The sequence below is a fragment of the Microbispora sp. H10836 genome (genome assembly GCF_012999525.1).
In the GTDB taxonomy this organism is placed as follows: Bacteria; Actinomycetota; Actinomycetes; order Streptosporangiales; family Streptosporangiaceae; genus Microbispora.
Genome location: NZ_JABBWU010000005.1, coordinates 314,634 through 335,362 on the forward strand (window position 1 = coordinate 314,634; position 20,729 = coordinate 335,362).

The 20,729-nt window shown below is 73.8% G+C and carries 19 protein-coding genes; 15 read left to right on the forward strand and 4 right to left on the reverse strand.

Annotation, left to right across the window (positions count from 1 at the left end):
* Window positions 1–68 precede the first annotated feature (68 nt).
* The 5 genes from HHX30_RS42645 to speB all read left to right on the forward strand — a co-directional run bounded on the left by HHX30_RS42645 (window position 69) and on the right by speB (window position 4,442).
* Window positions 69–194 (forward strand): hypothetical protein, encoded by a 126-nt coding sequence (locus tag HHX30_RS42645; protein WP_259401520.1) that lies wholly within the window; start codon window positions 69–71, stop codon window positions 192–194.
* A gap of 177 nt (window positions 195–371) precedes the next feature.
* A complete protein-coding gene (locus HHX30_RS12905; RefSeq protein ID WP_169982129.1) occupies window positions 372–1,211 on the forward strand; it encodes an LLM class flavin-dependent oxidoreductase in 840 nt (279 codons plus the stop codon).
* A 94-nt stretch (window positions 1,212–1,305) separates the two neighbouring features.
* A complete protein-coding gene (locus HHX30_RS12910; RefSeq protein ID WP_311922345.1) occupies window positions 1,306–1,806 on the forward strand; it encodes a PH domain-containing protein in 501 nt (166 codons plus the stop codon).
* Window positions 1,803–3,395, forward strand: coding sequence for a PH domain-containing protein (locus HHX30_RS12915; protein ID WP_211591919.1), 1,593 nt, complete (start codon window positions 1,803–1,805; stop codon window positions 3,393–3,395). The genes HHX30_RS12910 and HHX30_RS12915 overlap by 4 nt, the downstream gene beginning before the upstream one ends.
* Before the next feature lie 33 nt (window positions 3,396–3,428).
* Complete coding sequence (speB, locus tag HHX30_RS12920; protein ID WP_169982130.1) at window positions 3,429–4,442, forward strand: agmatinase; 1,014 nt, start codon at window positions 3,429–3,431, stop codon at window positions 4,440–4,442.
* A 28-nt stretch (window positions 4,443–4,470) separates the two neighbouring features.
* Here speB and HHX30_RS12925 read toward each other — a convergent pair whose 3' ends face one another.
* Both HHX30_RS12925 and HHX30_RS12930 read right to left on the reverse strand, forming a co-directional pair.
* Entirely contained in the window at window positions 4,471–5,943 is a 1,473-nt protein-coding gene (locus HHX30_RS12925) for a PucR family transcriptional regulator (RefSeq protein ID WP_169982131.1), read from the reverse strand.
* A gap of 3 nt (window positions 5,944–5,946) precedes the next feature.
* Window positions 5,947–6,108, reverse strand: coding sequence for a hypothetical protein (locus tag HHX30_RS12930; RefSeq protein ID WP_169982132.1), 162 nt, complete (start codon window positions 6,106–6,108; stop codon window positions 5,947–5,949).
* A gap of 350 nt (window positions 6,109–6,458) precedes the next feature.
* Here HHX30_RS12930 and HHX30_RS12935 point away from each other — a divergent pair, with 350 nt between their 5' ends.
* From HHX30_RS12935 to HHX30_RS12975, 9 genes are all read left to right on the forward strand, one after another.
* On the forward strand, window positions 6,459–7,655 hold the full coding sequence (locus tag HHX30_RS12935; protein ID WP_169982133.1) for a CaiB/BaiF CoA-transferase family protein: 1,197 nt from the start codon (window positions 6,459–6,461) through the stop codon (window positions 7,653–7,655).
* Window positions 7,652–8,842: an acyl-CoA dehydrogenase family protein gene (locus HHX30_RS12940; protein ID WP_169982134.1), complete on the forward strand. Its 1,191-nt coding sequence runs from the start codon at window positions 7,652–7,654 to the stop codon at window positions 8,840–8,842. Before HHX30_RS12935 ends, HHX30_RS12940 begins: the two co-directional genes overlap by 4 nt.
* Window positions 8,843–8,901: 59 nt before the next feature.
* Window positions 8,902–9,885 carry a hypothetical protein gene (locus HHX30_RS12945; protein WP_211591920.1) on the forward strand — a complete coding sequence of 328 codons (984 nt, stop codon included), beginning with the start codon at window positions 8,902–8,904 and terminating at the stop codon, window positions 9,883–9,885.
* Window positions 9,886–9,983: 98 nt separating this feature from the next.
* A complete protein-coding gene (locus tag HHX30_RS12950) occupies window positions 9,984–11,018 on the forward strand; it encodes a rod shape-determining protein (protein WP_249349946.1) in 1,035 nt (344 codons plus the stop codon).
* A complete protein-coding gene (mreC, locus tag HHX30_RS12955) occupies window positions 11,015–11,788 on the forward strand; it encodes a rod shape-determining protein MreC (RefSeq protein ID WP_169982135.1) in 774 nt (257 codons plus the stop codon). The genes HHX30_RS12950 and mreC overlap by 4 nt, the downstream gene beginning before the upstream one ends.
* Complete coding sequence (mreD, locus tag HHX30_RS12960; RefSeq protein ID WP_169982136.1) at window positions 11,788–12,339, forward strand: rod shape-determining protein MreD; 552 nt, start codon at window positions 11,788–11,790, stop codon at window positions 12,337–12,339. The genes mreC and mreD overlap by 1 nt, the downstream gene beginning before the upstream one ends.
* The gene (gene mrdA, locus HHX30_RS12965; RefSeq protein ID WP_249349947.1) at window positions 12,332–14,392 is read left to right on the forward strand and encodes a penicillin-binding protein 2; all 2,061 of its coding nucleotides are present in this window, start codon (window positions 12,332–12,334) and stop codon (window positions 14,390–14,392) included. The genes mreD and mrdA overlap by 8 nt, the downstream gene beginning before the upstream one ends.
* A 169-nt stretch (window positions 14,393–14,561) precedes the next feature.
* Window positions 14,562–15,728 carry a rod shape-determining protein RodA gene (gene rodA, locus HHX30_RS12970; RefSeq protein WP_169982137.1) on the forward strand — a complete coding sequence of 389 codons (1,167 nt, stop codon included), beginning with the start codon at window positions 14,562–14,564 and terminating at the stop codon, window positions 15,726–15,728.
* A 15-nt stretch (window positions 15,729–15,743) separates the two neighbouring features.
* Window positions 15,744–16,787, forward strand: coding sequence for a DUF2293 domain-containing protein (locus HHX30_RS12975; protein WP_169982138.1), 1,044 nt, complete (start codon window positions 15,744–15,746; stop codon window positions 16,785–16,787).
* 6 nt (window positions 16,788–16,793) lie between these two features.
* Here HHX30_RS12975 and HHX30_RS12980 read toward each other — a convergent pair whose 3' ends face one another.
* The gene (locus HHX30_RS12980) at window positions 16,794–17,696 is read right to left on the reverse strand and encodes a serine/threonine-protein kinase (protein ID WP_169982139.1); all 903 of its coding nucleotides are present in this window, start codon (window positions 17,694–17,696) and stop codon (window positions 16,794–16,796) included.
* Window positions 17,697–17,795: 99 nt separating this feature from the next.
* Complete coding sequence (locus HHX30_RS12985; RefSeq protein WP_169982140.1) at window positions 17,796–19,862, reverse strand: N-6 DNA methylase; 2,067 nt, start codon at window positions 19,860–19,862, stop codon at window positions 17,796–17,798.
* Window positions 19,863–19,920: 58 nt separating this feature from the next.
* Here HHX30_RS12985 and HHX30_RS12990 point away from each other — a divergent pair, with 58 nt between their 5' ends.
* Entirely contained in the window at window positions 19,921–20,655 is a 735-nt protein-coding gene (locus tag HHX30_RS12990; RefSeq protein WP_169982141.1) for a PP2C family serine/threonine-protein phosphatase, read from the forward strand.
* Window positions 20,656–20,729: the final 74 nt, after the last annotated feature.

Below are 20,729 nucleotides of genomic sequence, written 5' to 3' on the forward strand. Positions count from 1 at the left end.
CGCCCCTCTTGGGTATCAACCCCCACAGATGCGCACATAAGGCGCATCCTCGTACATTCGGGGGAATCATGGCTGACGACGCTCAGAAGAAGAAGCCGGTGAAGTCCACCGGCAAGGCGAAGAGGACGGCCATAAAGGAAGCCCGCTCGGCTAAGCAGGCCAAGAAGGCCAACCGCCCCGCCGAGGGCGAGTGATCCGCTGTCCGCGGTGACGCCGTGATCCGGGCCCGGCCCTGTCCGGGCCCGGCCCTCCCCCGCACCACTCATCTCCTCCGCCGTCCGGCCTTCGCGGCCCCCGTGTGCGGCGCGTCCCCGGGTCCTGGATACTCGGAAAGCCGCAGAGCCGATCTCGCCTGAACTGGAGGGCCGTCCGTGAGGCTTGGAGTCGTCTTCGACCGCGACCTGCCACCGGAGTCGCTCCCGGCGTTCGCCGGGGAACTCGACGGCACGGCGGTCTGCGACCTGTGGGTGGTGGAGGACCTCGGCTGGACGGGCGGGATCTCCTCGGCCGCCACGGCACTGGCCGCGACATCACGCCTGCGCGTGGGCATCGGCATCACCCCGGCGCCCCTGCGCAATCCGATGCTCCTGGCGATGGAGCTGGCCAACCTGGCCCGCCTGCACCCCGGGCGGCTGGCCGCCGGCATCGGGCACGGCGTGCAGGCGTGGATGCGCCAGGTGGGCGCAGCCGCCTCGTCCCCGCTGTCGCTGCTGGAGGAGACGATCACGTCCGTACGGGCGCTGCTGCGCGGCGAGACCGTCACCCTTAACGGACGCGAGGTGCGCCTGGACGGCGTCCGCCTCGTCCACCCGCCGGCCGAGCCGCCGCCGGTCCTCGCCGGAGTGGTGAGCCCGCGCTCGCTGGCCCTGTCGGGGCGGGTGGCCGAGGGCACGATCCTTCCCGAGGGCCTCGGCCCGGAGCGGGTGCGGTCGACCATCGAGCGGATCGGCGCGACCGGCGATCACGAAGTGGTGGCGTTCGTCCACCTCTACGTCGGCGACGGCGCACGGGAGGCCATGCGGCCCGCGGCGGAGGAGCAGGCGGCGTTCCTGCAGGTGCCACCCGAGGAGGTCGTCATGGCGACGGGCTCGCCGGAGGAGGCGTCCGCGCAGGTCAGGGCACTGTGGGAGGCGGGCGTCACCACGGTCGCCGTCCGCCCGGTGGGCGTCGACCCGCTCTCCCACGTCCACAAGCTCCTGTCCGCCCTCTGATCCGCCGTACGACGCCGGGGCATGACATTTGTCCTGAGAAGGACAGGATCGGCTCCACTACGCCGGAACGCGGGCGATCGGGCAGAGTTGGGACGTGGACACCCCGACCCTCCGATCCCCCCGGCACCAAGTGAGCCGTACCGCCGTCTGGTACTGGGCCGCCCGGGCCGCCCTCGGCTGGCTCGTTGTCATCGCGGCCCAGGTGCTCTGGCTCGTGATGGACGACGAGAACGCCCTGCCCGTCACCACGCACGTGGCCGCTCTCGTCGTCACCGCCGTCGTCGCGGTGGCGCACGTCACGGTGATGCCGCAGTGGCGCTATCGGGTGCACCGCTGGGAGGCCACTTCCGCGGCCGTCTTCACGCAGTCGGGCTGGTTCAAGCAGGAGTGGCGCATCGCCCCCGTCTCCCGCATCCAGACCGTGGACAGCGAGCGCGGCCCGCTGGAGCAGCTCTTCCGCCTCGCCAACGTCACCGTCACGACCGCCTCCGCGGCCGGCCCGATCAAGGTCGGCGGCCTCGACCGGGACACCGCCCAGCGCCTGGTCGCCGACCTCACGGCCGCCGCGCAGGCCACGGCGGGTGACGCCACGTGATCGACCCCGTGGTGGAGACGGTCTGGCGCCGGCTGAGCCCGCGGATGCTGGTGGTCCACCCCTTCCAGGAGGTCGTACGGGCCGCCCCGGCGCTGCTCGGCCTGCTGGTCGCGGGGTCGAGCAGCGGCGGGAAGGGGCACCTGTGGAGCGTCGCCGGCGTCGGTCTCATGGTCGTGCTCGGCATGCTGCGCTGGTTCACCACGACCTATCGGATCACCCCGGAGCACGTGCAGGTCCGCCGTGGCCTGCTGACCCGGAAGGTGCTGACCGTGCCCCGCGACCGGGTCCGCACGGTGGACGTCACCTCCCACGTGCTGCACCGCGTGCTCGGCCTGGCCCGGGTGGAGGTGGGGACGGGCACGTCGGAGCGCAGGCACGAGGGCCGGCTCAAGCTCGACGCGCTGACCGCCGCCGAGGCCGCCCGCCTGCGCGTGGAACTGCTGCACCGCTCTCCCGCTGCCTCCACCACCGCGTCCACCACGGCGGTCACCGTGACGCCTCCCGCAGGGAGCACGCCGGCGGCGGAGACCGAGCTCGCGCGGATGCGTCCCGAATGGGTGAGGTTCGGGCCGTTCACGATGTCCGGGCTCGTCACCGTGGGCGTCGTCGCCGGCTTCGTGTCCCGCCTGGTCTCGGAGGGCAACGTCGACCTCGGGAGAGTCGGACCCGTCCGGGAGACCTGGCGGTGGTTCAGCGCGATGTCGCTCCCGCTGGAGATCGCGACGGTGGTGCTCGTGCTGGTCGTGTTCGTGAGCGTCGCCTCCACACTCGGCTACGTGCTGGCCTTCGGGAACTTCCGGCTGACCCGGCACGCCGAGGGCACCCTGCACGTGACCCGGGGACTGCTGACCACGCGGGCCACCACCATCGAGGAACGGCGGCTGCGCGGCGTCGAGGTCGGCGAGCCGCTGCTCCTGCGCGCCGTACGCGGGGCCCGCCTGGCGGCGGTGACCACGGGCCTGCGCGCGGCGCAGGGCGCCCAGCGCGGCGGGTCGATGCTGCTGCCACCCGCGCCGCGTGAGCGGGCCGTGTCGGTGGCCCGGCTCGTGCTCCCCCGCGTCTCCTCCGGCACGCCTGAGGCCGCCGCCTCGCCGGTCACCGCGGGCCTGACCGCGCACGGCCCGGCCGCGCTGCGCCGCAGGTTCACCCGTGCGTACGGCGTGCACGCGCTGGTGCTGGCCGCACTGCTCGCGGCGTGGGAGTGGGCCGGCCTGCCCTCGTGGACGTGGCTCACCGCCGCCGCCCTGCTGCCGCTGACGGCCCTGCTGGCCGCCGACCGCTACCGCTCACTGGGCCACGCACTGACGTCCGGCTACCTGGTCACCCGCTGGGGCTCGATCGTGCGCCGCCGCGTGGTGCTGGAGTGCGACGGCGTCATCGGCTGGAACATCGAGCGGTCGTTCTTCCAGCGCCGGGCCCGCCTGGCGACGCTGACGGCGACCACCGCGGCGGGCAAGCAGGGCTACCAGGTGCGCGACGTGGACCTCGCCGAGGCACTGCGCCTCGCCGCCGCGAGCACCCCGGGCCTGCTCGACCCGTTCATCGTCGAGGCCCGCACCATGTCCACCTTGTCGGCTAATAGCATGTGATACCCGATAAGACCGGTTTCGTCAGGAGTTGGATTGTCCCGCTACGGCCAGATGTTCGGCCCCGACATCACGTTCCTCGGCGTCGAGCGGTGCGACCTCGACGACCCCGCCGGCTACGCGGACGCCGACGTCGTCATCCTGGGCGCGCCGTTCGACGGCGGCACCTCCCACCGTCCGGGTGCGCGCTTCGGCCCGAACGCCATCCGCCAGACCTGCTATCTCCCCCATGACGGCTCCCGCCCGAGCCTGGCACTGCGCGTGGACGCCCTCAAGGACCTGCGGGTGCTGGACGCCGGGGACGTGGAGACCTACGCCGGGGACATCGAAGGCAGCCTGCGCGCGATCGAGGACGCGGTCGCCGCGATCGCGGCCTCCGGGGCGATCCCCGTCGTCCTCGGCGGCGACCACACGATCGCCCTGCCCGACGCGACCGGTGTGGCCCGTCACCACGGCTTCGGCCGGATCTCGATGATCCATTTCGACGCGCACGCCGACACCGGTGACATCGAGTTCGGCCACCTGCACGGCCACGGGCAGCCGATGCGGCGGCTCATCGAGTCGGGCGCCATCCGGGGCGACCGTTTCCTGCAGGTCGGGCTGCGCGGCTACTGGCCGGGGCCGGACATCCTCGACTGGATGGCCGGGCAGCGCATGCGGTCGTACGAGATGACCGAGATCGTCGCCAGGGGCCTCGACGAGTGCCTCACCGAGGCGTACGCGATCGCGCTCGACGACTGCGACGGGGTCTACCTGTCGGTTGACGTGGACGTCTGCGACCCGGGCCACGCGCCGGGCACCGGCACGCCCGAGCCAGGCGGCCTGTCGGCCCGCCAGCTCCTCGACGCCGTACGCCGCACCTGCTACGAGCTGCCCGTCGTCGGCCTGGAGATCGTCGAGGTGGCCCCGCCGTACGACCACGCGGACATCACGGCGTACCTCGGCAACCGGGTCGTCCTCGAGGCGCTGTCGGCGATCGCCCGCCGCCGCAGGGACGCCGCGGAAGGCACCCGCTGGGACCCCGGGCAGCCCCTCCTCGACGGCCGCTGAGCCCTCGGTAGCGGGAGAAACCGCGGTCTCAGGCCAGGCCTCGCTCTCTCAGGCGAAGCCAGACCGTGCTCGCCACGTCGGGATCGTCGAGGTCCGCGCCGAGCACCTTGGCCGCGGTGCCGATGCGGTGCCGGAGGGTGTTGCGGTGGACGGAGAGCTCCCTGGCCGCGTCCTCCCAACGCCCCCGGTGGCGAAGGTAGGCGACGACGGCGCCGACGAGATCCGCCCGCGCGTACGACAGCAGCGGCTCCAGATCGGGCGAGCCGGCGGACGGCCGCCCGTCCGCGGCCAGGTCCCTTACCGACCCCCCGTCCGCCCGGGCGAGCGCGGCACGCAGCGCGGGCAGGTGCAGGGCCAGGTCGCGGACGGCCAGCTCACGGGACAGCACCGCGCGCGCCGCCGGAGCACCGGCGGCGACGAAGTCGGCGACGACGGCCTGGACCGCCGGCCGGTTCCGGTCGGCGAGCAGCATCCACAGCTCACCGGGGCCGGCCGCGGCGAGGATCCGCCCATGCCCGCGTGGCAGCGTCTGCTCCAGCGCGTCGAGCAGGTCGGATCCGGCCGCGGCGGCCCCCGCGACGGCGAGGACGCGCAGGCGTGAGGGCGGCGCGGGCATGCCGAGGTCGGCGGCGAGGGCGCGCGCCGCGTCGCAGTAGCCCAGCAGCAACAGTCGCGCCACCGCGTCGCGGGCGGCCCGGGCCGCCCGCCCGTGAGACCGTCCCCGCTCGTCCCGCAGCGCCAGCAGCGAGCAGGCCGCCAGGACGAGCTGCCGGTCCCGCGCCCTCATGGGCGGGGGGCAGCCGATCGCGACGAACCCGGTCAGCCGCCCCTGTGCGCTGAGCGGCTGCACGACCACGTCGTCCCCGTCGATGGGCAGGGTCGCCGAGGAGTGCGGGCCGGCCGCGCGCAGCCGGGCCAGCACCCCCGCGATCTGCCGCGCGACGCGACGGCGTTCCGGGGGCCAGACCTCCACGATGTGTCCCTGCGGGGTGAGCCGGGCGGCCCACCCCTCGACCGCGCCCGCGAGGGTCCGGACCACGGCGGACACCGGGTCGGGGCCCGCGGCCGCGCGGACGAGTTCACGGTGCGCGCCGAGGGTCGCGTCGGCCTCCTCCTGACCGGCCTCGGCCAGCAGCGACCAGTACGTGCGCGCCACCAGGAGGAACGGCGTGGGATCGGGCACCACCAGCAGCGGCAGCCCGGCCGCCTCGCACGCCTCGGCCAGGACGGCGGGCACCTCCCGGTAGATCGGGCCCAGCCCGAGACCGAGGGCGGCGATCCCCTTCTCCGCCAGCCGGGCGGTGTACGACCGTGCCTGCGCGGCCTGTCCGGTGAGTCCCATGCCGGTCGTCAGGAGAAGTTCGCCGCCCTCAAGGTACGGCGTGGGATCGGTCAGCTCACTGACGTGCACTCCGGTCACGACGCGGTCGGGCAGCGGCCCGGCGGAGACGGGCCGCAGGTCATGCCCGAGGGCGCGGCTGAGCTCGGCGAGCCGGGGCATCGGTCACGTCCCCGCGGCACCCGCGCCGAGCGCCGGCATCGCCTCGATCACGTCGGGCACGGTGTACGTCGCGCCCCCGTCCATCTCGAGACTGACGACCGGGCCTTCGATCTGGCAGTGGGGGTCGCCGAACCCGGTTTCGAACTCGGCGCCCTTCTCGGACATGCGGGAGTCGATCCTTTGCTTTCGTACGCCCGGGGCGGGCCGGTGATCCGTTTCCACACGCTACAGCCGCACCTCAAGCCCCAGGTCCCGGGCTTGTTGCGGGCGATTCCTCCTCGGGAGCTTACATCTGCATTGCGTATTTTGTCCGACTCATCGGTCGGATGTCGGCGGTGCGGCGATCTTCATCGGTTTCGCCCGGTGATCGCCGAACTCCGGCGGAACATCCGAAGAACGAGGGCCGCACCCGGTCCTAGCCTCGAGACGTCCCGGCAACCGCACCCCGACCGAGGAGATGTGATGCGCGACCCAGAGCCGCCGATCGGCGCGCCGCGGGAACCGGAGGCGCGGCCGTGACCCGTCCGCTGCACGGTGTTCTCGTGGCCGACTTCAGCCGCGTGCTGGCCGGACCGTCCTGCACGATGACGCTGGCCGACCTGGGAGCGACCGTGATCAAGGTCGAGCGCCCCGGCACGGGAGACGACACCCGATCGTGGGGCCCGCCGTGGTCGGCCACGTCGTCGACCTACTTCGAGAGCGTGAACCGCTCCAAGCGGAGCGTCACGCTGGACCTGGACGATCCGGCGGACCTGACGCTCGCCTGCGAGCTGGCGCGGCGCGCCGACGTGCTCGTGGAGAACTTCAAACCGGGCGCGCTCGACCGGCGCGGCCTGGGCTACGCGCAGGTGGCGGCCACGAACCCGGGAGTCGTCTACTGCTCCGTCAGCGGCTTCGGCGCCGGCGCCGGGGCCGACCTGCTGGGCTACGACTTCATCGTCCAGGCGGTGGGCGGACTGATGTCGATCACCGGCGCGGCCGATGGAGAGCCGACGAAGGCGGGCGTGGCCCTGGTCGACGTGCTGACCGGCAAGGACGCCACCATCGGGATCCTGGCCGCGCTGGCCGCCCGGGCTGGCACCGGCAGGGGATGCCACGTCGAAGTGAACCTGCTGTCCAGCCTGCTGGCCGCGCTGGTCAACCAGGCGCAGGGCTACCTGGAGACCGGCGTGCCGCCGAAGCGGATGGGCAACCGGCACCCCTCCATCGCCCCGTACGAGACCCTGCGCTGCCGCGACGGCCTGCTCGCCGTGGCCTGCGGCAACGACGGCCAGTTCGCCCGGCTGGCCCGCGTGCTCGGCGACCCCGGCCTGGCCACCGACGATCGCTTCGCGACGAACGCCGCCAGGGTGGCCCACCGCGAGGAGCTCGTCGATGCGCTGGAACGCCTCCTGGCCGCCGCGGACGCGGCCGACTGGCAGGAACGGCTGACCACCGAGCAGGTGCCGGCCGGCCGCGTGCAGGACCTCGCCGACGCGTTCCGCCTGGCCGAACGCCTCGGCCTGGCACCCGCCGTACGCCCCCGCTCCGATCGCGCACCGCAGGTGCGCCACCCCGTGGACTACTCCGAGGACCTGGTCCGCCCGGCGGGGCCGCCGCCGGCGCTCGGCGAACACGACCCCGCCGTGCGCGCCTGGCTCGCCTCCGGTAACGGGTCGCTCGCGGATCTCGACCCGATCGATCTCCCTACGACAGGACAGACACCGTCATGACCGCTCCCGGCCGCCCCGCCCCCGTCGACCCGCTCGACCCGATCGGCATCGAGGACCTGCTCGGCTCCGACGAGAAGGCCGTACGCGACGCCGTGCGCCAGCTGTGCGCGCGGCTGATCGATCCGTACGTCGCCACCTGGTTCGAGGAGGGCGGCCTGCCCTCGATCCGGGACCTCGCCAAGGAGCTGGGCTCGCTCGGCCTCCTGGGCATGCACCTGCAGGGATACGGCTGCGCCGGCATGAGCGCGGTGGACTACGGCCTGGCGTGCCTGGAACTGGAGGCGTCCGACTCGGGCATCCGCTCCCTGGTGTCGGTGCAGGGGTCGCTGGCGATGTTCGCGATCTGGAAGCACGGCACCAAGGAGCAGAAGCAGGAGTGGCTGCCCCGCATGGCGGCCGGCGAGGCCATCGGCTGCTTCGGCCTGACCGAGCCCGATCACGGGTCCGATCCAGGGGCCATGCGCACCCGTGCCCGCCGCGACGGCGACGACTGGATCCTCGACGGGCGGAAGATGTGGATCACCAACGGCTCGGTCGCCGACGTCGCGGTGGTCTGGGCGAACACCGACGAGGGCATCCGCGGGTTCGTCGTCCCCACCGGCACCCCCGGCTTCTCCGCGCCGGTGATCAAGCACAAGCTGTCCCTGCGCGCCTCGATCACCAGCGAGCTCGTCCTGGACGGCGTCCGGCTGCCCGCCGACGCGGCGTTCCCGGAGGTACGCGGCCTCAGGGGACCGCTGTCCTGCCTGAACGAGGCCCGCTACGGCATCGTCTGGGGCGCCATGGGCGCGGCCCGCTCCGCGTTCGCCGCCGCCCTGGAGTACGCCGGACAGCGCACCCAGTTCGGCAGGCCGATCGCCGCCTTCCAGCTCACGCAGGCCAAGCTCGCCGGCATGGCGGCCGAACTCGCCACCGGGCAGTTGCTGGCCCTGCACCTCGGCCGCCGCAAGGACGCCGGCACGGTGCGTCCGCACGAGATCAGCATGGGCAAGCTGAACAATGTCGGCAAGGCGCTGGAGATCTGCCGCGTCGCGCGCACCGTTCTCGGCGCCAACGGCATCTCGCTGGAATTCCCCGTGATCCGGCACATGACCAACCTGGAGTCGGTCCTGACCTACGAAGGCACTCCCGAGATGCACACCCTCGTCGTCGGACAGGCGCTCACCGGCCACGCGGCCTTCCGCTGAGAAGAGCGCGACCAGGCGAGTGCCGTCGCGCTTCGCGGCGATCTGGTAGGCATGGTCGGGTGACCCGATCGAGAACCGCCTCGCTTCTGGCCGTCGCCGCCGTGCTTCCCGCACTGCTGACCGGGTGCGCGGCGAACGCCCGGCCGGCGACGCGGTCCCCGAACCCGGACACGGACACGGCGGCGTCCGCGGCCCCGAAGACGCCGGGAGCGGGCGGCGCCGCCGCCGGGGAGGCGGCGGCCGAGGCCGCCCGTCCGGTCCGCTCCCCCGCCGGGACCGTGCGGGTGCCGGCCGGGGTGACGGCGGGGTACGCCGTGGTGGACGTGACCACGGGCAAGACGGTCGCCCGGCATCTGGCGCACCACCGGTTCCGGTCGGCGTCGGTGGTGAAGATCCTCATCGCCGTCGACTACCTGGAGCGGCACAAGGGCGCCGTGCCCGCCCGGGACAGGGCGCTTCTGACGCCCATGCTGCGCGGCAGCGACGACGACGCGGCGACGGCCCTGTGGCGGCGCGGCGGCCAGGGCGAGATCGTCCGCCGCATGGCCCGCCGGATCGGCCTGACCGAAACCGCCCCGCCGCCCGCCGCCAAACCCGGATTCTGGGGCTACACCGCCGTCAGCGCGGCCGACATGGCGCTCGTCTACCGGTATCTGCTGCGGCGGGCCGAACCCCGCGTCCGCGACTTCGTCCTCGGCAACCTGCACAGTGCGTCGAAGTGCGCGAGCGACGGCTTCGACCAGTACTTCGGGATCCCGCGCGCCGTCCCCAGGCCCTGGGCGATCAAGCAGGGGTGGTCGGGATACGGCGCGGTTCCTCCCGTCAAGTGCACCCGCGCGACGGTGGCGTCACTCCGTATCGGGGCGGTCACAATGGGCGGCAACCCGGTTGATTTCGGCCGTCCGGTGCTCCACACTACTGGCGTGATCGGCGACCGACTGATCATGGTGGTGCTCACCCTGCAGCCCTCGGGGGCGTCCTTCACGAAGTCGGCGGAGCGGGTGACGAAGCTGGCGAGAGACCTCTATCTCAGCGTCGCCTAGCGTGTCCGGTTCGTACGGGAGGGGCCGTTCTGTTTAGAGGCGGGGCCGCCGGGCAGCGATCACGCGTGCTCTCCCTCCTCTCTGAAAGCTGGTCGGCGATGGGTTTCCCGTGGGGATTGCTCGGCCGGGACATGGCGGTCGATCTCGGCACAGCCAACACGCTCGTGTACGTGCGCAAGAAGGGCGTCGTCCTCGACGAGCCCTCGGTGGTGGCGATCAACCTGCACACGGACAGGATCGTGGCGGTCGGGACCGCGGCGAAGGAGATGATCGGGCGCACCCCGCCCCACATCGCCACGCTGCGCCCGCTCAAGGACGGCGTGATCGCCGACCTCGACGCGGCCGAGCGCATGCTGCGGCACTTCATCCAGGTGGCGCACAAGAACCGCTACCTGGCCAAGCCCCGGGTCGTCGTCGCCGTGCCGAGCGGCACCACGAGCGTGGAGCAGCGCGCGGTCAGGGAGGCGGCGTACGAAGCGGGCGCCCGCCGCGTCCACATCATCGAGGAGCCGATGGCCGCGGCGATCGGCGCCGGACTCAACGTGGGCGACACCACCGGCAACATGGTCGTGGACATCGGCGGCGGCACGACGGAGGTCGCGATCGTCTCGCTCGGCGGGGTGGTCGTGTCGAAGTCCGTGCGGGTCGGCGGCGACGAGCTCGACGAGGCGATCGTCAACTACGTCAAGAAGGAACACTCCCTGATGCTCGGCGAGCGCACGGCCGAGCACATCAAGATCAAGATGGGCAGCGCGCGGCCGGGCGGCGACGACGAGGCCTCGCTGCCGATCCGGGGCCGTGACCTGGTGACCGGCCTGCCCAAGACCGCCACGATCAACCGGGCCCAGGTCAGGGAGGCGATCGAGGACCAGGTCCAGACGATCGTCGACGCCGTGCAGACCACGCTGGACCAGTGCCCGGCCGAGCTGGCGGGCGACCTCATCGACAACGGCATCGTGCTGACCGGCGGCGGCGCGCTGCTCGACGGGCTGGCCGAACGGCTCGGAGACGCCGTCGGCATGCCGATCCACCTCGTCGACCAGCCGCTCCAGTCGGTGGTGCTGGGCGCGGGCCGGTGCGTCGAGCGCTTCGACGACATGCAGGACGTGTTCCTTCCCGAAACGCGTCGATGAGGGCCGCCGGACGCCGGACGCCCGTGCTGCTGGCGCTCGTCTCCGTCGCCCTGATCGTCGCCGACACCCTGACGCCGCTCGACCCGCTGCGGGCGTTCGGGTCGGCCGTGTTCGGCGGGCTGGAGGACGCGGCGTCCGCCGGCGTCCGATGGGCGCCGGGACAACACCGGGTGGCGGAGCTCGAAGCCGAGAACGCCCGGTTGCGCGCCGAGTTGCTCGCCGCCCGCCGCGTGACCTCCTCCCCTGCTCCGGCGGACGGCTACCGGGCCGTGCCCGCCCACGTCGTCGGCTTCGGCCGGGACGGCACGGTCACCGTCGACGCCGGTTCCGAGGCCGGCGTGGCCCGCGACATGACCGTGTTCGACGGGAACGGGCTGGTCGGCCGGGTCCTGCGGTCCGGTCCCGGTACGGCGACGGTCCAGCTCGCCACCGCCTCCGGCGCCTCGATCGGCGCACGGCTCGAGGGCTCGCGGGAGGTCGGCCTGGTGACCGGCGTCCCCGAGCGCGGGCTGCTGCGGCTGAGCCTGCTCAACGCCTCCGCCGAGGTGAAGCCGGGCGACCGGGTGGTGACGCTGGGCTCGCGCGACATGCGGCCGTACGTGCCGGACGTGCCGATCGGCACCGTGGTCGCGGTCGAGCCCGCGCCGGACGCGCTGACCAGGACGGCGCTCGTGCGGCCCTTCGCCCGCTTCACCGCGCTCGGCCTCGTCACCGTGGTCCTCGGACCGCTGCCGGACAAGAGCGGCCCGGACAAGGCGAAGGGGGCGTGATGAAGGCGGTCGTCCTGTCCTTACTCGTCGTCCTCGTCGCGCCCGTGCTCCAGGTCGCCGTCGTCAACGGGCTGGCGCTGCCCGGCGGCGGGCCCGACGTCGTGCTGGTCGGGGTGGTCGCGCTCGCGCCGCTGCTGCGGCCCCGGGCTGCGGGAGGAGGAGCGGGGGCGTTCCTGGGGTTCGCCGCGGGCCTGGCCGCCGACATCGCGCCACCCGCCGACCACACCATCGGGCGGCTCGCCCTGGTTCTGTGCCTGGCCGGGTGGGTGTGCACGCGGCTCACCGCGGACGCCACGGCCGGGCGGCGCGCCGCCGTCGCCGCCGCCGTGGCCCTGGGCGCGACGCTCGCCGGGGGCGTGCTCGCGGCCCTGCTCGACGGGACGCCCTGGGGAACGGCCCTCGCGCCCGGCGCCCTCGCCTGGACCGCCGGCCTGGCCGCGCTCGTGACCGGTGCGCTCGCCCTGCTGCCCCGCCGCCGGTCGTTCGGGCGGGTGCGCGGACCACGGGACAGACCTCGCGATCCGTACGCGCCCGGGAGGCGGCTTGCGTAGGAGCGTCCAGCAGCGTCCTCTCAGCCCGGGTCGTAGGAGCGTCCAGCAGCGTCTCCTCAGTCCGGGTCGCAACCGGCCCCAGGGCCGCCTCACGCTCGTGTTCGTCGTGGTGACCGCGCTCATGCTGACCCTGCTCGGCCGCCTGTGGTACCTGCAGGTCGTCACCGGCCCGTCGTACGTCAGGGCGGCCACGGAGGCGCGGGTGCGCTCGGTCGTGCTGCCGCCGGTGCGGGGGCGGATCCTCGACGTGCGCGGCCGGCCGCTGGTGGCCAACGAGACCAAGCCGCAGGTGTCGGTGGACTACATGGCCCTCATCCACCAGCCCGACGGCGGTAGGGACGTGCTGACCCGGCTCGCCCGGGCGCTGGGCCGGCCGTACCAGGAGATCGCCGACCGGGCGCGGCTGTGCGCCGGGAACGTGCCCCGGCCGTGCTGGCCCGGCTCGCCGTACCAGCCCATCGTCGTCGCCGACGACGTGAGCGTGCGCACGGCGTTGTGGATCGCCGAGCGGCAGAGCGAGTTCCCCGGCGTCAGCACGGCGTTGCGGCCGGTCAGGACCTACCCGCTCGGCTCGGCCGCGGCGCACGTGCTCGGCTACCTGCAGCCGCCCTCGCCCGACGACCCCGAGGGAGGCCCGGAGCTTATCGGCCGCGACGGCCTGGAAGCGGAGTACGACCGCGAGCTGGCCGGGCGTACCGGCATCAGGCAGATGGCGGTGGACAGCACGGGCAAGGTCACCGGCCTGGTCCGCGAGGAGGCCGCCGTGGCCGGGGACACCCTGGTGACCAGCATCGACGCGCGCGTCCAGAAGGTGGCCGAGCGGGCGCTGGCCCGGGCCGTGACCGCCGCGCGCAAGCGGGGCGAGCCCGCCGACAGCGGCGCGGCGGTGGTGCTGGAGGCGAAGACCGGGCGGGTGACGGCGATCGCCGACTATCCCACCTACGACCCGGGCGTGTGGACCGGGGGAATCTCGCAGCGCGACTACGAGGACCTGCCGCTGGTCAGCGCCGCCGTGCAGGGGCAGTGGCCGCCGGGTTCGACGTGGAAGGTGACCTCGACCGCCGCGGCGGCGAAGGCGGGCTACCCGTTGCGGGCCTCCTACGACTGCCCCGGAGGTTACAAGATCGGCGGCCGGGTGTTCCACAACTTCGAGAGCGCCGAACTCGGCCGGATGGACATGCGCCGGGCCCTGGTGGTGTCGTGCGACACGATCTTCTACCGGTTCGCGGAGAAGATGTGGCGGCGCGACGGCGGGCTCAAGCCGGTCAAGCGGCCCAAGGACCCGATGCAGGTGATGGCCGGGGAGTTCGGGTTCGGCACCGCCACCGGCGTCGACCTGCCGCACGAGGCGGCGGGCAGGGTGCCCGACCGCGCCTGGAAGAAGGCCAACTGGGAGCGGACCAAGGCGGACTCCTGCCGCCGGGCCAAGACCGGTTATCCGGAGATGTCCGACCGTAGGCGGGCGGCCTACCTCAAGGCGCTCGCCGCCGACAACTGCCGCTCCGGCGGGGTCTGGTGGGCCGGAGACGCGGCCAACTTCTCCATCGGCCAGGGCGACGTGCTGGTGACGCCGCTCCAGCTCGCCCGGGGATACGCCGCGCTCGCCAACGGCGGCACGGTCTTCAGCCCCAGGATCGGCAAGCAGGTCGTGCGCGCCGACGGCACCGTCGTCCGCACGATCACCCCGCCCGTCGTGGGCAAGGTCGACGCGTCGCGCAAGACGCTGCGGTTCATCCGCGACGCGCTGGCCGGCGTGCCGCGCACGGGCACGGCCGCCGGGGCGTTCGACGGGTACGCGTTCAAGCGCCTGCCGATCGCCGGAAAGACCGGCACCGCCGAGGCGTACGGCAGGCAGGACACCTCGTGGTTCGCCTCCTTCGGCCCGCTGAAGAAGCCCAAGTATGTCGTGGTGGTCGTCGTCTCCCAGGGCGGCACGGGCGGGACCACGGCGGCCCCCGCCGCGCGGGAGATCTGGGAGGGCATCGCCGCTCTCTCCCACGACCAGAAGAAGCACAAGGACCAGAAGAAGCACAAGAAGGACGGCGGGCGGTGACGCGCCGCCCGCCCGCCCATGCGGCCCTGACCCGCCTCGTCGCGGGCCGCGCACCTGCCGCCGCGACCGCGGCCCGGCTGCCGGAGCGCGTCCGGCGAACGCCGCCCCTCGCCGGCCTGGGCCACGCGCGGCGGCGCGTGGTCTCCCGACACGACCCGGGAGGCGTGCGATGACGACGCTCGGTCCCCTGTCCGTACGGCTGCCGGCGGGCCGCGCGACGAGGCGGCGTTCGCAGGCGCGGCTCGCCCTGCTCCCCGCGTTGGGGCTGATGCTGCCCGCGGCCGCGTTGTCGGCCATCGGGCTGCTGCTCGTGTGGTCGGCCACCCGCAACGAGCCGGGCTCGACGCTGCCGCAGCGGCAGGCGCTCAGCGTGGGCATCGGCTTCGTGCTCATGTGGGCCGTCTCGCGGATCGACCTGCGCGTGCTGCGGGCCTACGTTCCGGTGCTGTACCTGATCGGGCTGGCCGGCCTGGTCGCCGTGCTGACCCCGCTGGGCCGTACGGTCAACGGCTCGCACGCGTGGATAGTGCTCGGCGACGGGCTGCAGTTCCAGCCGTCCGAGTTCGCCAAGGCGGCCACGGTGCTCGCGCTGGCGACGGCGCTCGGCGAGCCGCGGGACGGCGAGCGCAGGCCGGGCGCCGGGGCCGTGCTGCTCGCCCTGGGCCTCGCCGCACTGCCGGTCGGCCTGATCGCGCTGCAGCCCGACTACGGCACCGCGCTCGTCTTCCTGGTGGTGGCCGCCGGGATGATCGCGGTGTCCGGTGCGCCCAAGAGGTGGTTCGCGGCGTTCGCCGCCGCCGGGGCAGCCGCGCTGCTCCTGGTGTGGCGGCTCGACCTCATCCGGCCCTATCAACTCCAGCGCCTGATGGTGCTGGCCGACCCGGACGCCGACCCGATGGGCGTGGGCTACAACGCCACCCAGGCCAGGATCGCGATCGGCTCCGGCGGCCTGCTGGGCAAGGGCCTGTTCCACGGCGAGCAGACGGCGGGGCACTTCGTGCCCGAGCAGCACACCGACTTCATCTTCACGGTCGCGGGCGAGGAGCTCGGCTTCGTCGGCGCCGCCTGCGTGATCCTGCTGATGCTCGCCCTGCTGTGGCGCGGCCTGTGGATCGCGGCCAAGAGCCCCACGCCGTTCGGCACGGCCGTGGCCGGCGGGGTGGTGTGCTGGCTGGCGTTCCAGACGTTCGTCAACGTGGGGATGACCATGGGCCTGCTGCCGGTCGCCGGGCTGCCGCTGCCGTTCGTGTCGTACGGCGGGTCGGCCACGATCTCCAGCCTGGCGGCCGTGGGGCTGCTGGCGGCCGTGAACCGGCGTACGCGCACGCCGGCATAGGGCAGTCTTGGGGGAATGCGCAGCAAGCTCGGCGGACGGGTGGCCCAGGCGGCGGAGATCGCCCTGGCCACCCGCAAGTACGTGACCCCGATCGACGTCCTCACCGGCCTGCGGTGGCTGCACGACCGCCACGTGGAGACCTGGCGGCAGGGCCGCGCCGACAGCCTGGAACGGCTGGCCGCCGTGGACGCCGTCCGGATGGAGGAGGCGCTGTCGCACCTGCGCGCGTGGGCCCTGTCCCGGGACCTGCTGGAGAGCGAGGCGGCGTACACGGCGGGCACCCGCGACCGGCGGCCGCTGCGCTTCACGACGGCGGGCGACGAGGACCTGGAGCGCGCCTTCCGCGTCCACTGGCTCTCGCCGGAGCTGAGCGAGGCGCGGCGGCGGCAGATCGCCGAACGGCACAACAAGGCCCCCGACCTCGTGGTGGTCGCGCCGCTGGACGCGTGGACCTGCGCAGGCTGCGGGGAGACCGGGCCGTACCTGATCATGGAGGACGACCGGCCGCACTGCCTGACCTGCGCCGACATGGACCACTTGTGCCTCCTCCCCGCGGGGAACGCGGCGCTGAGCCGCCGCGCCAAGAAGGAGAGCGGGTTGTCGGCGGTGGTGGTCCGCTTCAACCGGCGGCGCAAGAGATACGAGCGGCTCGGCGTGCTGGTCGAGGAGGAGGCGCTGACGCGGGCCGAGGAGCAGTGCCTGGCCGACGAGGAGGCGCGGCTGCGCCGCCGGGAACGCGACCGCGAGCGAAGGGCCGGTGAGGACGCCGAGTTCCAGGCGAGGATGGCGGTGGAGATCCGCCGTCTGTTCCCCCGCTGCCCGGCAGAACGGGCCGAGGCCGTCGCCGCGCACGCCGCCGTACGCGGCAGCGGGCGGGTCGGCCGCACCGCCGCCGCCCGCGTGCTGGACGAGGGCGCCATCACACTCGCCGTCGTCGCGAGCGTGCGCCACCTAGACACCGACTACGACGAGCTGCTGATGTCCGGGGTGCCCCGGATGACCGCCCGCGAGCGGATCCGGTCCCGGGTCGAGGAGGTCCTGACCGCCTGGCGCGCCTAAGCGTTCTCAGCGGACGCGGCCGACCATCTGGGCGTACATGCGCCCGGGGCTGGGGACCGTCGACGGGTTGAGGAAGCCGGGCAGCGGGGGCAGGTCGACCGCGAACGGCTGCAGCCGCTCGAACAGCGTGTGCGCGTCGGGCGGCCGGTTGTCCGGCTCCTTCTCCAGCAGTTCGGCGATCAGGCGGTCCAGCTCGGCGGGGACCCCCGGCACCCGGGGCGGCCGTTCCTTCACCTGCTTGTCGAACACGGCGTACTCCGTCGGGCCGGTGAACAGCTGATTGCCGGTCAGCATCTCGTGCAGCACGCAGCCGAGAGAGTACAGGTCGCTCTTCGGCCCGGCGACGCCACGCTGGATCTGCTCGGGAGACATGTAAGCCGGGGTGCCGAGGATCTGCCCGATCCGGGTGAACTGCGCCGTCACCCCTGCGACATCCCTCTCGCGCAGCATGGCGAGCCCGAAGTCGAGCACCTTCACGCTGCCGTCCGGGCAGAGCATGAGGTTGGTCGGCTTGAGATCCCGGTGGCAGATCGACAGCTCGTGCGCGGCGGTCAGCACGGCGCACGCCTGGGCGGCGACGGCCGCGGCCCACGGCACCGGCAGCGGGCCGTGCTCGCTCAGCAGATCGGCGACCGTCACCCCCTCGATGAACTGCATGACCTGGAAGAGCCGCTGCTCGTAGGTGCCGAAGTCGTACAGGACGGGCGCGCCCGGGTGGTCGAGCTTGGCGAGGATCCGCGCCTCGCGCAGGAACCGGCGCTGCAGCTCCTCGTCCGGGCCGTCGGGCAGCCGCAGGAACTTCACCGCCACCTTGCGGTCGAGCCGCCGGTCATGCCCGCCGTACACGGCGCCCATGCCGCCCTGGCCCAGGGGAAGGTCGTCCAGCTCATACCGGTCGCCGATGACCATGCGCCCCTCCCGTCGGCCTATCGGGGAAAAAGCTACCGGATCCGTCCGCGATGTTCGGGCTCGGCAACCGGGTCTCAACCACGGGGAACCATCGGCGCGTCACCCGCGGGGGCGCAGACGTCCGTCGACGAGCCCCTCGACCCCGAGCCGGGCGAGCGCCTCCCCCGCGGCGGCCGCCTCGCGCAGGCCGTCCTCCAGCGCGAGCAGCCGCCGGAAGGCCGTGCCGTACGTCCGCTGGACGTCCAGGGGAAGCTGGGGGACTCGGGCCCGGCGGGCCTCCACCCGGCTGCTGCCCAGGTGCGGCCGGCCGCCGCCCGCCGCGTAGCGCAGGAACCCCGCCAGGAACTCGGGGTCCACCTTGTCCGGATCGACGCGGAACAGGCTGAGATGCGGGCCGAGGAGCGCCCCCTCCACGGTGACGACCCGGGCGGTGACGGCCGACGCCACGACGTCTCCCCGGCGTACGGCGACCAGGCCGGGGGCGGGCGGCATCCGCCGTGACGGCGCCGCCCCGGCCGCGACGTCGTCGGCCGTCAGCACGGGCACTCCACCCTCGGGCGTCTCGCCGTCGGGGACATCGGCGGGCAGCGCCCGCAGCGTCGAGTGCCGGATGGCGACAAGCCCGGATCTGGCCATCTCGGCCACGGTCGCCCACGACGCGTCCCAGCCGGCCGCGGCGCCGGTGAGCACCTCCAGATCGGGCACGTCGCCGGCCAGCGCCGCGGCCGCCTCCCTGAAGCGCTCCCTGGCCGCCGGGAAGCCCTGCGTGTCGGACCTCGGCGACAGGTGCCGCGCCGGGCTCACGTCGACCTCGTCGTCGAGGATGTCGATGATCCGGACCGCCCGGCCGCCGGACGGCGGTTCGGTCTCCGCGAGGTGGGCCCGCCAGGCCGGCTCGACGGAGGCCGGGTCGTCGCCCGCGTCGGCCACGAGAATCGCGCCGGGCCGCCGCTCCCCGGGCTCGGGGCGGCGCAGCAGCCAGAGGTCGGGACCCCCGGGCGCCAGCGTGAGGACCGCGCGCAGCGCGCCCGCCCGCAGCAGGTTCGCGCGGATGCGACGGCCCGGGCGGCGGCTCGCGGCGGCGGCCGGCATCAGGATGGCCACCAGCCCGCCGGGCCGCACGTGGGCGAGGCAGTGCTGCACCCAGGCCAGCTCCGGCTCGCCGCGCGGGGGCATGCCGTACTGCCAGCGGGGATCGCCGACGAGGTCCTCGTGGCCCCAGGCCCGTTCGTTGAACGGCGGGTCGCACACGACGGCGTCCACCAGCGCGTCCCCGAGCGCGTCAATCGGCCGGTCCGGCGGGAAGGCGTCGTGCCGCAGCGCGTCCCCGGGGACGACCCGGGCGTCCCGGCCGCGCAGTAGCAGCCGCAGCGCCGCCAGCAGCGCGACGGTCTCGTTGGCGTCCTGGCCGAGCAGCCGCACCTCGTCCGCCGCCCCGCCGGCCCCCGCGGCGGCGTCCAGCAGGAGCGTGCCCATGCCGCACGCGGGGTCAAGCACCGTACGCGCCCCCGCACAGGCCAGCCGGGTCATCAGGGCGGCCACGTCGGGCCGGGTCAGCGCCAGCCTGCGGCTGTGCGCCTCGGCGTACCTCTCGCAGAGGAACTCGAAGGCGCCGGCCGCGCCGTGCCGCTCGGCCATCCCGGCGACCAGCCGGAGCACGCCGGGCTCCACCGGCGTGGCGTCCCCGCCGCGCCGGGGCAGGTCGGCGGTCGCCCGGGCCACCGCGCGCGGGAGCCGTACGGCGAGGTCGGAGGCGGCGGACAGCCGCTTCCAGCCGTCGGGATCGCGCAGGGTGTAGAGCAGGAACGCCCCGACGTCCCCCAGCACCTCGCCCAGGCGCAGGTCGTCGGCCGACGCGCGCAGCCGCTGCCAGACGCGGTCGCCCTGGGACACCTCGAACGACTTGCCGTTCCTGCGCAGCCACGCCTCCACCTCGGGAAGCGAGAAAAGCGGGCTGGACGCGGTACCTCCGACCGGTTGGGGGAAGTCCTCGTAGCGGCGGCGCCAGTTGCTGACCGCGGCCCTGCCGACGTCGGCGAGCCGGGCGATGTCGCCCGCGTTCACGGTCGCTTCGACGGCCGCTTCGACGGCGGCCTCGATCGGGCTCGCGGCGGCCGGGCGCGCCGACGTGTCCGCCGTGATGTCCGCCTGGGCGTCGTGGCTCATGAACACGAGCCTAGCACTATGCTTGTGAAGTGACTCAACCAATGGTTTACTCAAAACCATGACGCACAACCGTATTCGGTACGCCGCTGGGTCGGACGTCGGGCGTTCGCGTGCCAACAACGAGGATTCGGTGCACGCCGGCGAGCGCCTGCTCGCCATCGCCGACGGGATGGGCGGGCACGGACACGGTGAGGTCGCCAGCGCGGCCGTCATCTCCACCCTGGCCAAGCTGGAGGACGTCCCGGCTCCCGCCGACCCCGTGGCCACCCTCGCGGACGCCGTACGGGAGGCGGGGCAGCGCCTGGGCGACCTCGCCGCGCAGGACCCGGCGCTCGAACGGATGGGCACCACGGTCACCGCGATGCTCTGGGACGGCCAGGGGAAGTTCGCCCTGGCCCACGTGGGCGACTCGCGGGCGTACATGCTGCGTGACGGCGCGCTGTACCAGATCACGCGCGACCACACGCTGGTGCAGTCGCTGGTGGACGACGGGCGCATGAGCCCCGACCAGGCCGCCCGCCATCCCCGCCGCTCGCTGCTGCTCCGGGCACTGGAGACGAGCGGCCTGGCCGAGCCCGACCTGTCGCTGCGCGAGGCGTACCCGGGCGACCGCTATCTGCTGTGCTCCGACGGGCTGACCTCAGTGCTCGAACCCGAGACGCTGCACCACGTGCTCACCACCGTGGCCGATCCGCAGGAGACGGTCCACCGGCTCATCGAGCTGGCCAACGAGGGCGGCGGACCCGACAACATCTCCTGCGTGGTCGCCGACGTCGAACCCGCCGGCGCCTGACACATCATCCGCCCGCACCGCGAGAGCGCCCCTCCGGCTGCCGACCGCCCTTGAGCAGCTCGGCGGCACCGGGG

Excerpts from the sequence above, each read along its gene's own strand:
- HHX30_RS12990 (WP_169982141.1), top strand. The coding sequence starts at position 19,921 with ATGACGCACAACCGTATTCGGTACGCCGCTGGGTCGGACGTCGGGCGT.
- HHX30_RS12930 (WP_169982132.1), bottom strand. The coding sequence starts at position 6,108 with ATGTCCGAGAAGGGCGCCGAGTTCGAAACCGGGTTCGGCGACCCCCAC.
- HHX30_RS12980 (WP_169982139.1), bottom strand. The coding sequence starts at position 17,696 with ATGGTCATCGGCGACCGGTATGAGCTGGACGACCTTCCCCTGGGCCAG.
- mreC (WP_169982135.1), top strand. The coding sequence starts at position 11,015 with ATGAGGGCCGCCGGACGCCGGACGCCCGTGCTGCTGGCGCTCGTCTCC.
- HHX30_RS12940 (WP_169982134.1), top strand. The coding sequence starts at position 7,652 with ATGACCGCTCCCGGCCGCCCCGCCCCCGTCGACCCGCTCGACCCGATC.
- HHX30_RS12950 (WP_249349946.1), top strand. The coding sequence starts at position 9,984 with ATGGGTTTCCCGTGGGGATTGCTCGGCCGGGACATGGCGGTCGATCTC.
- HHX30_RS42645 (WP_259401520.1), top strand. The coding sequence starts at position 69 with ATGGCTGACGACGCTCAGAAGAAGAAGCCGGTGAAGTCCACCGGCAAG.
- HHX30_RS12975 (WP_169982138.1), top strand. The coding sequence starts at position 15,744 with ATGCGCAGCAAGCTCGGCGGACGGGTGGCCCAGGCGGCGGAGATCGCC.
- HHX30_RS12925 (WP_169982131.1), bottom strand. The coding sequence starts at position 5,943 with ATGCCCCGGCTCGCCGAGCTCAGCCGCGCCCTCGGGCATGACCTGCGG.
- rodA (WP_169982137.1), top strand. The coding sequence starts at position 14,562 with ATGACGACGCTCGGTCCCCTGTCCGTACGGCTGCCGGCGGGCCGCGCG.
- HHX30_RS12985 (WP_169982140.1), bottom strand. The coding sequence starts at position 19,862 with ATGAGCCACGACGCCCAGGCGGACATCACGGCGGACACGTCGGCGCGC.
- mreD (WP_169982136.1), top strand. The coding sequence starts at position 11,788 with ATGAAGGCGGTCGTCCTGTCCTTACTCGTCGTCCTCGTCGCGCCCGTG.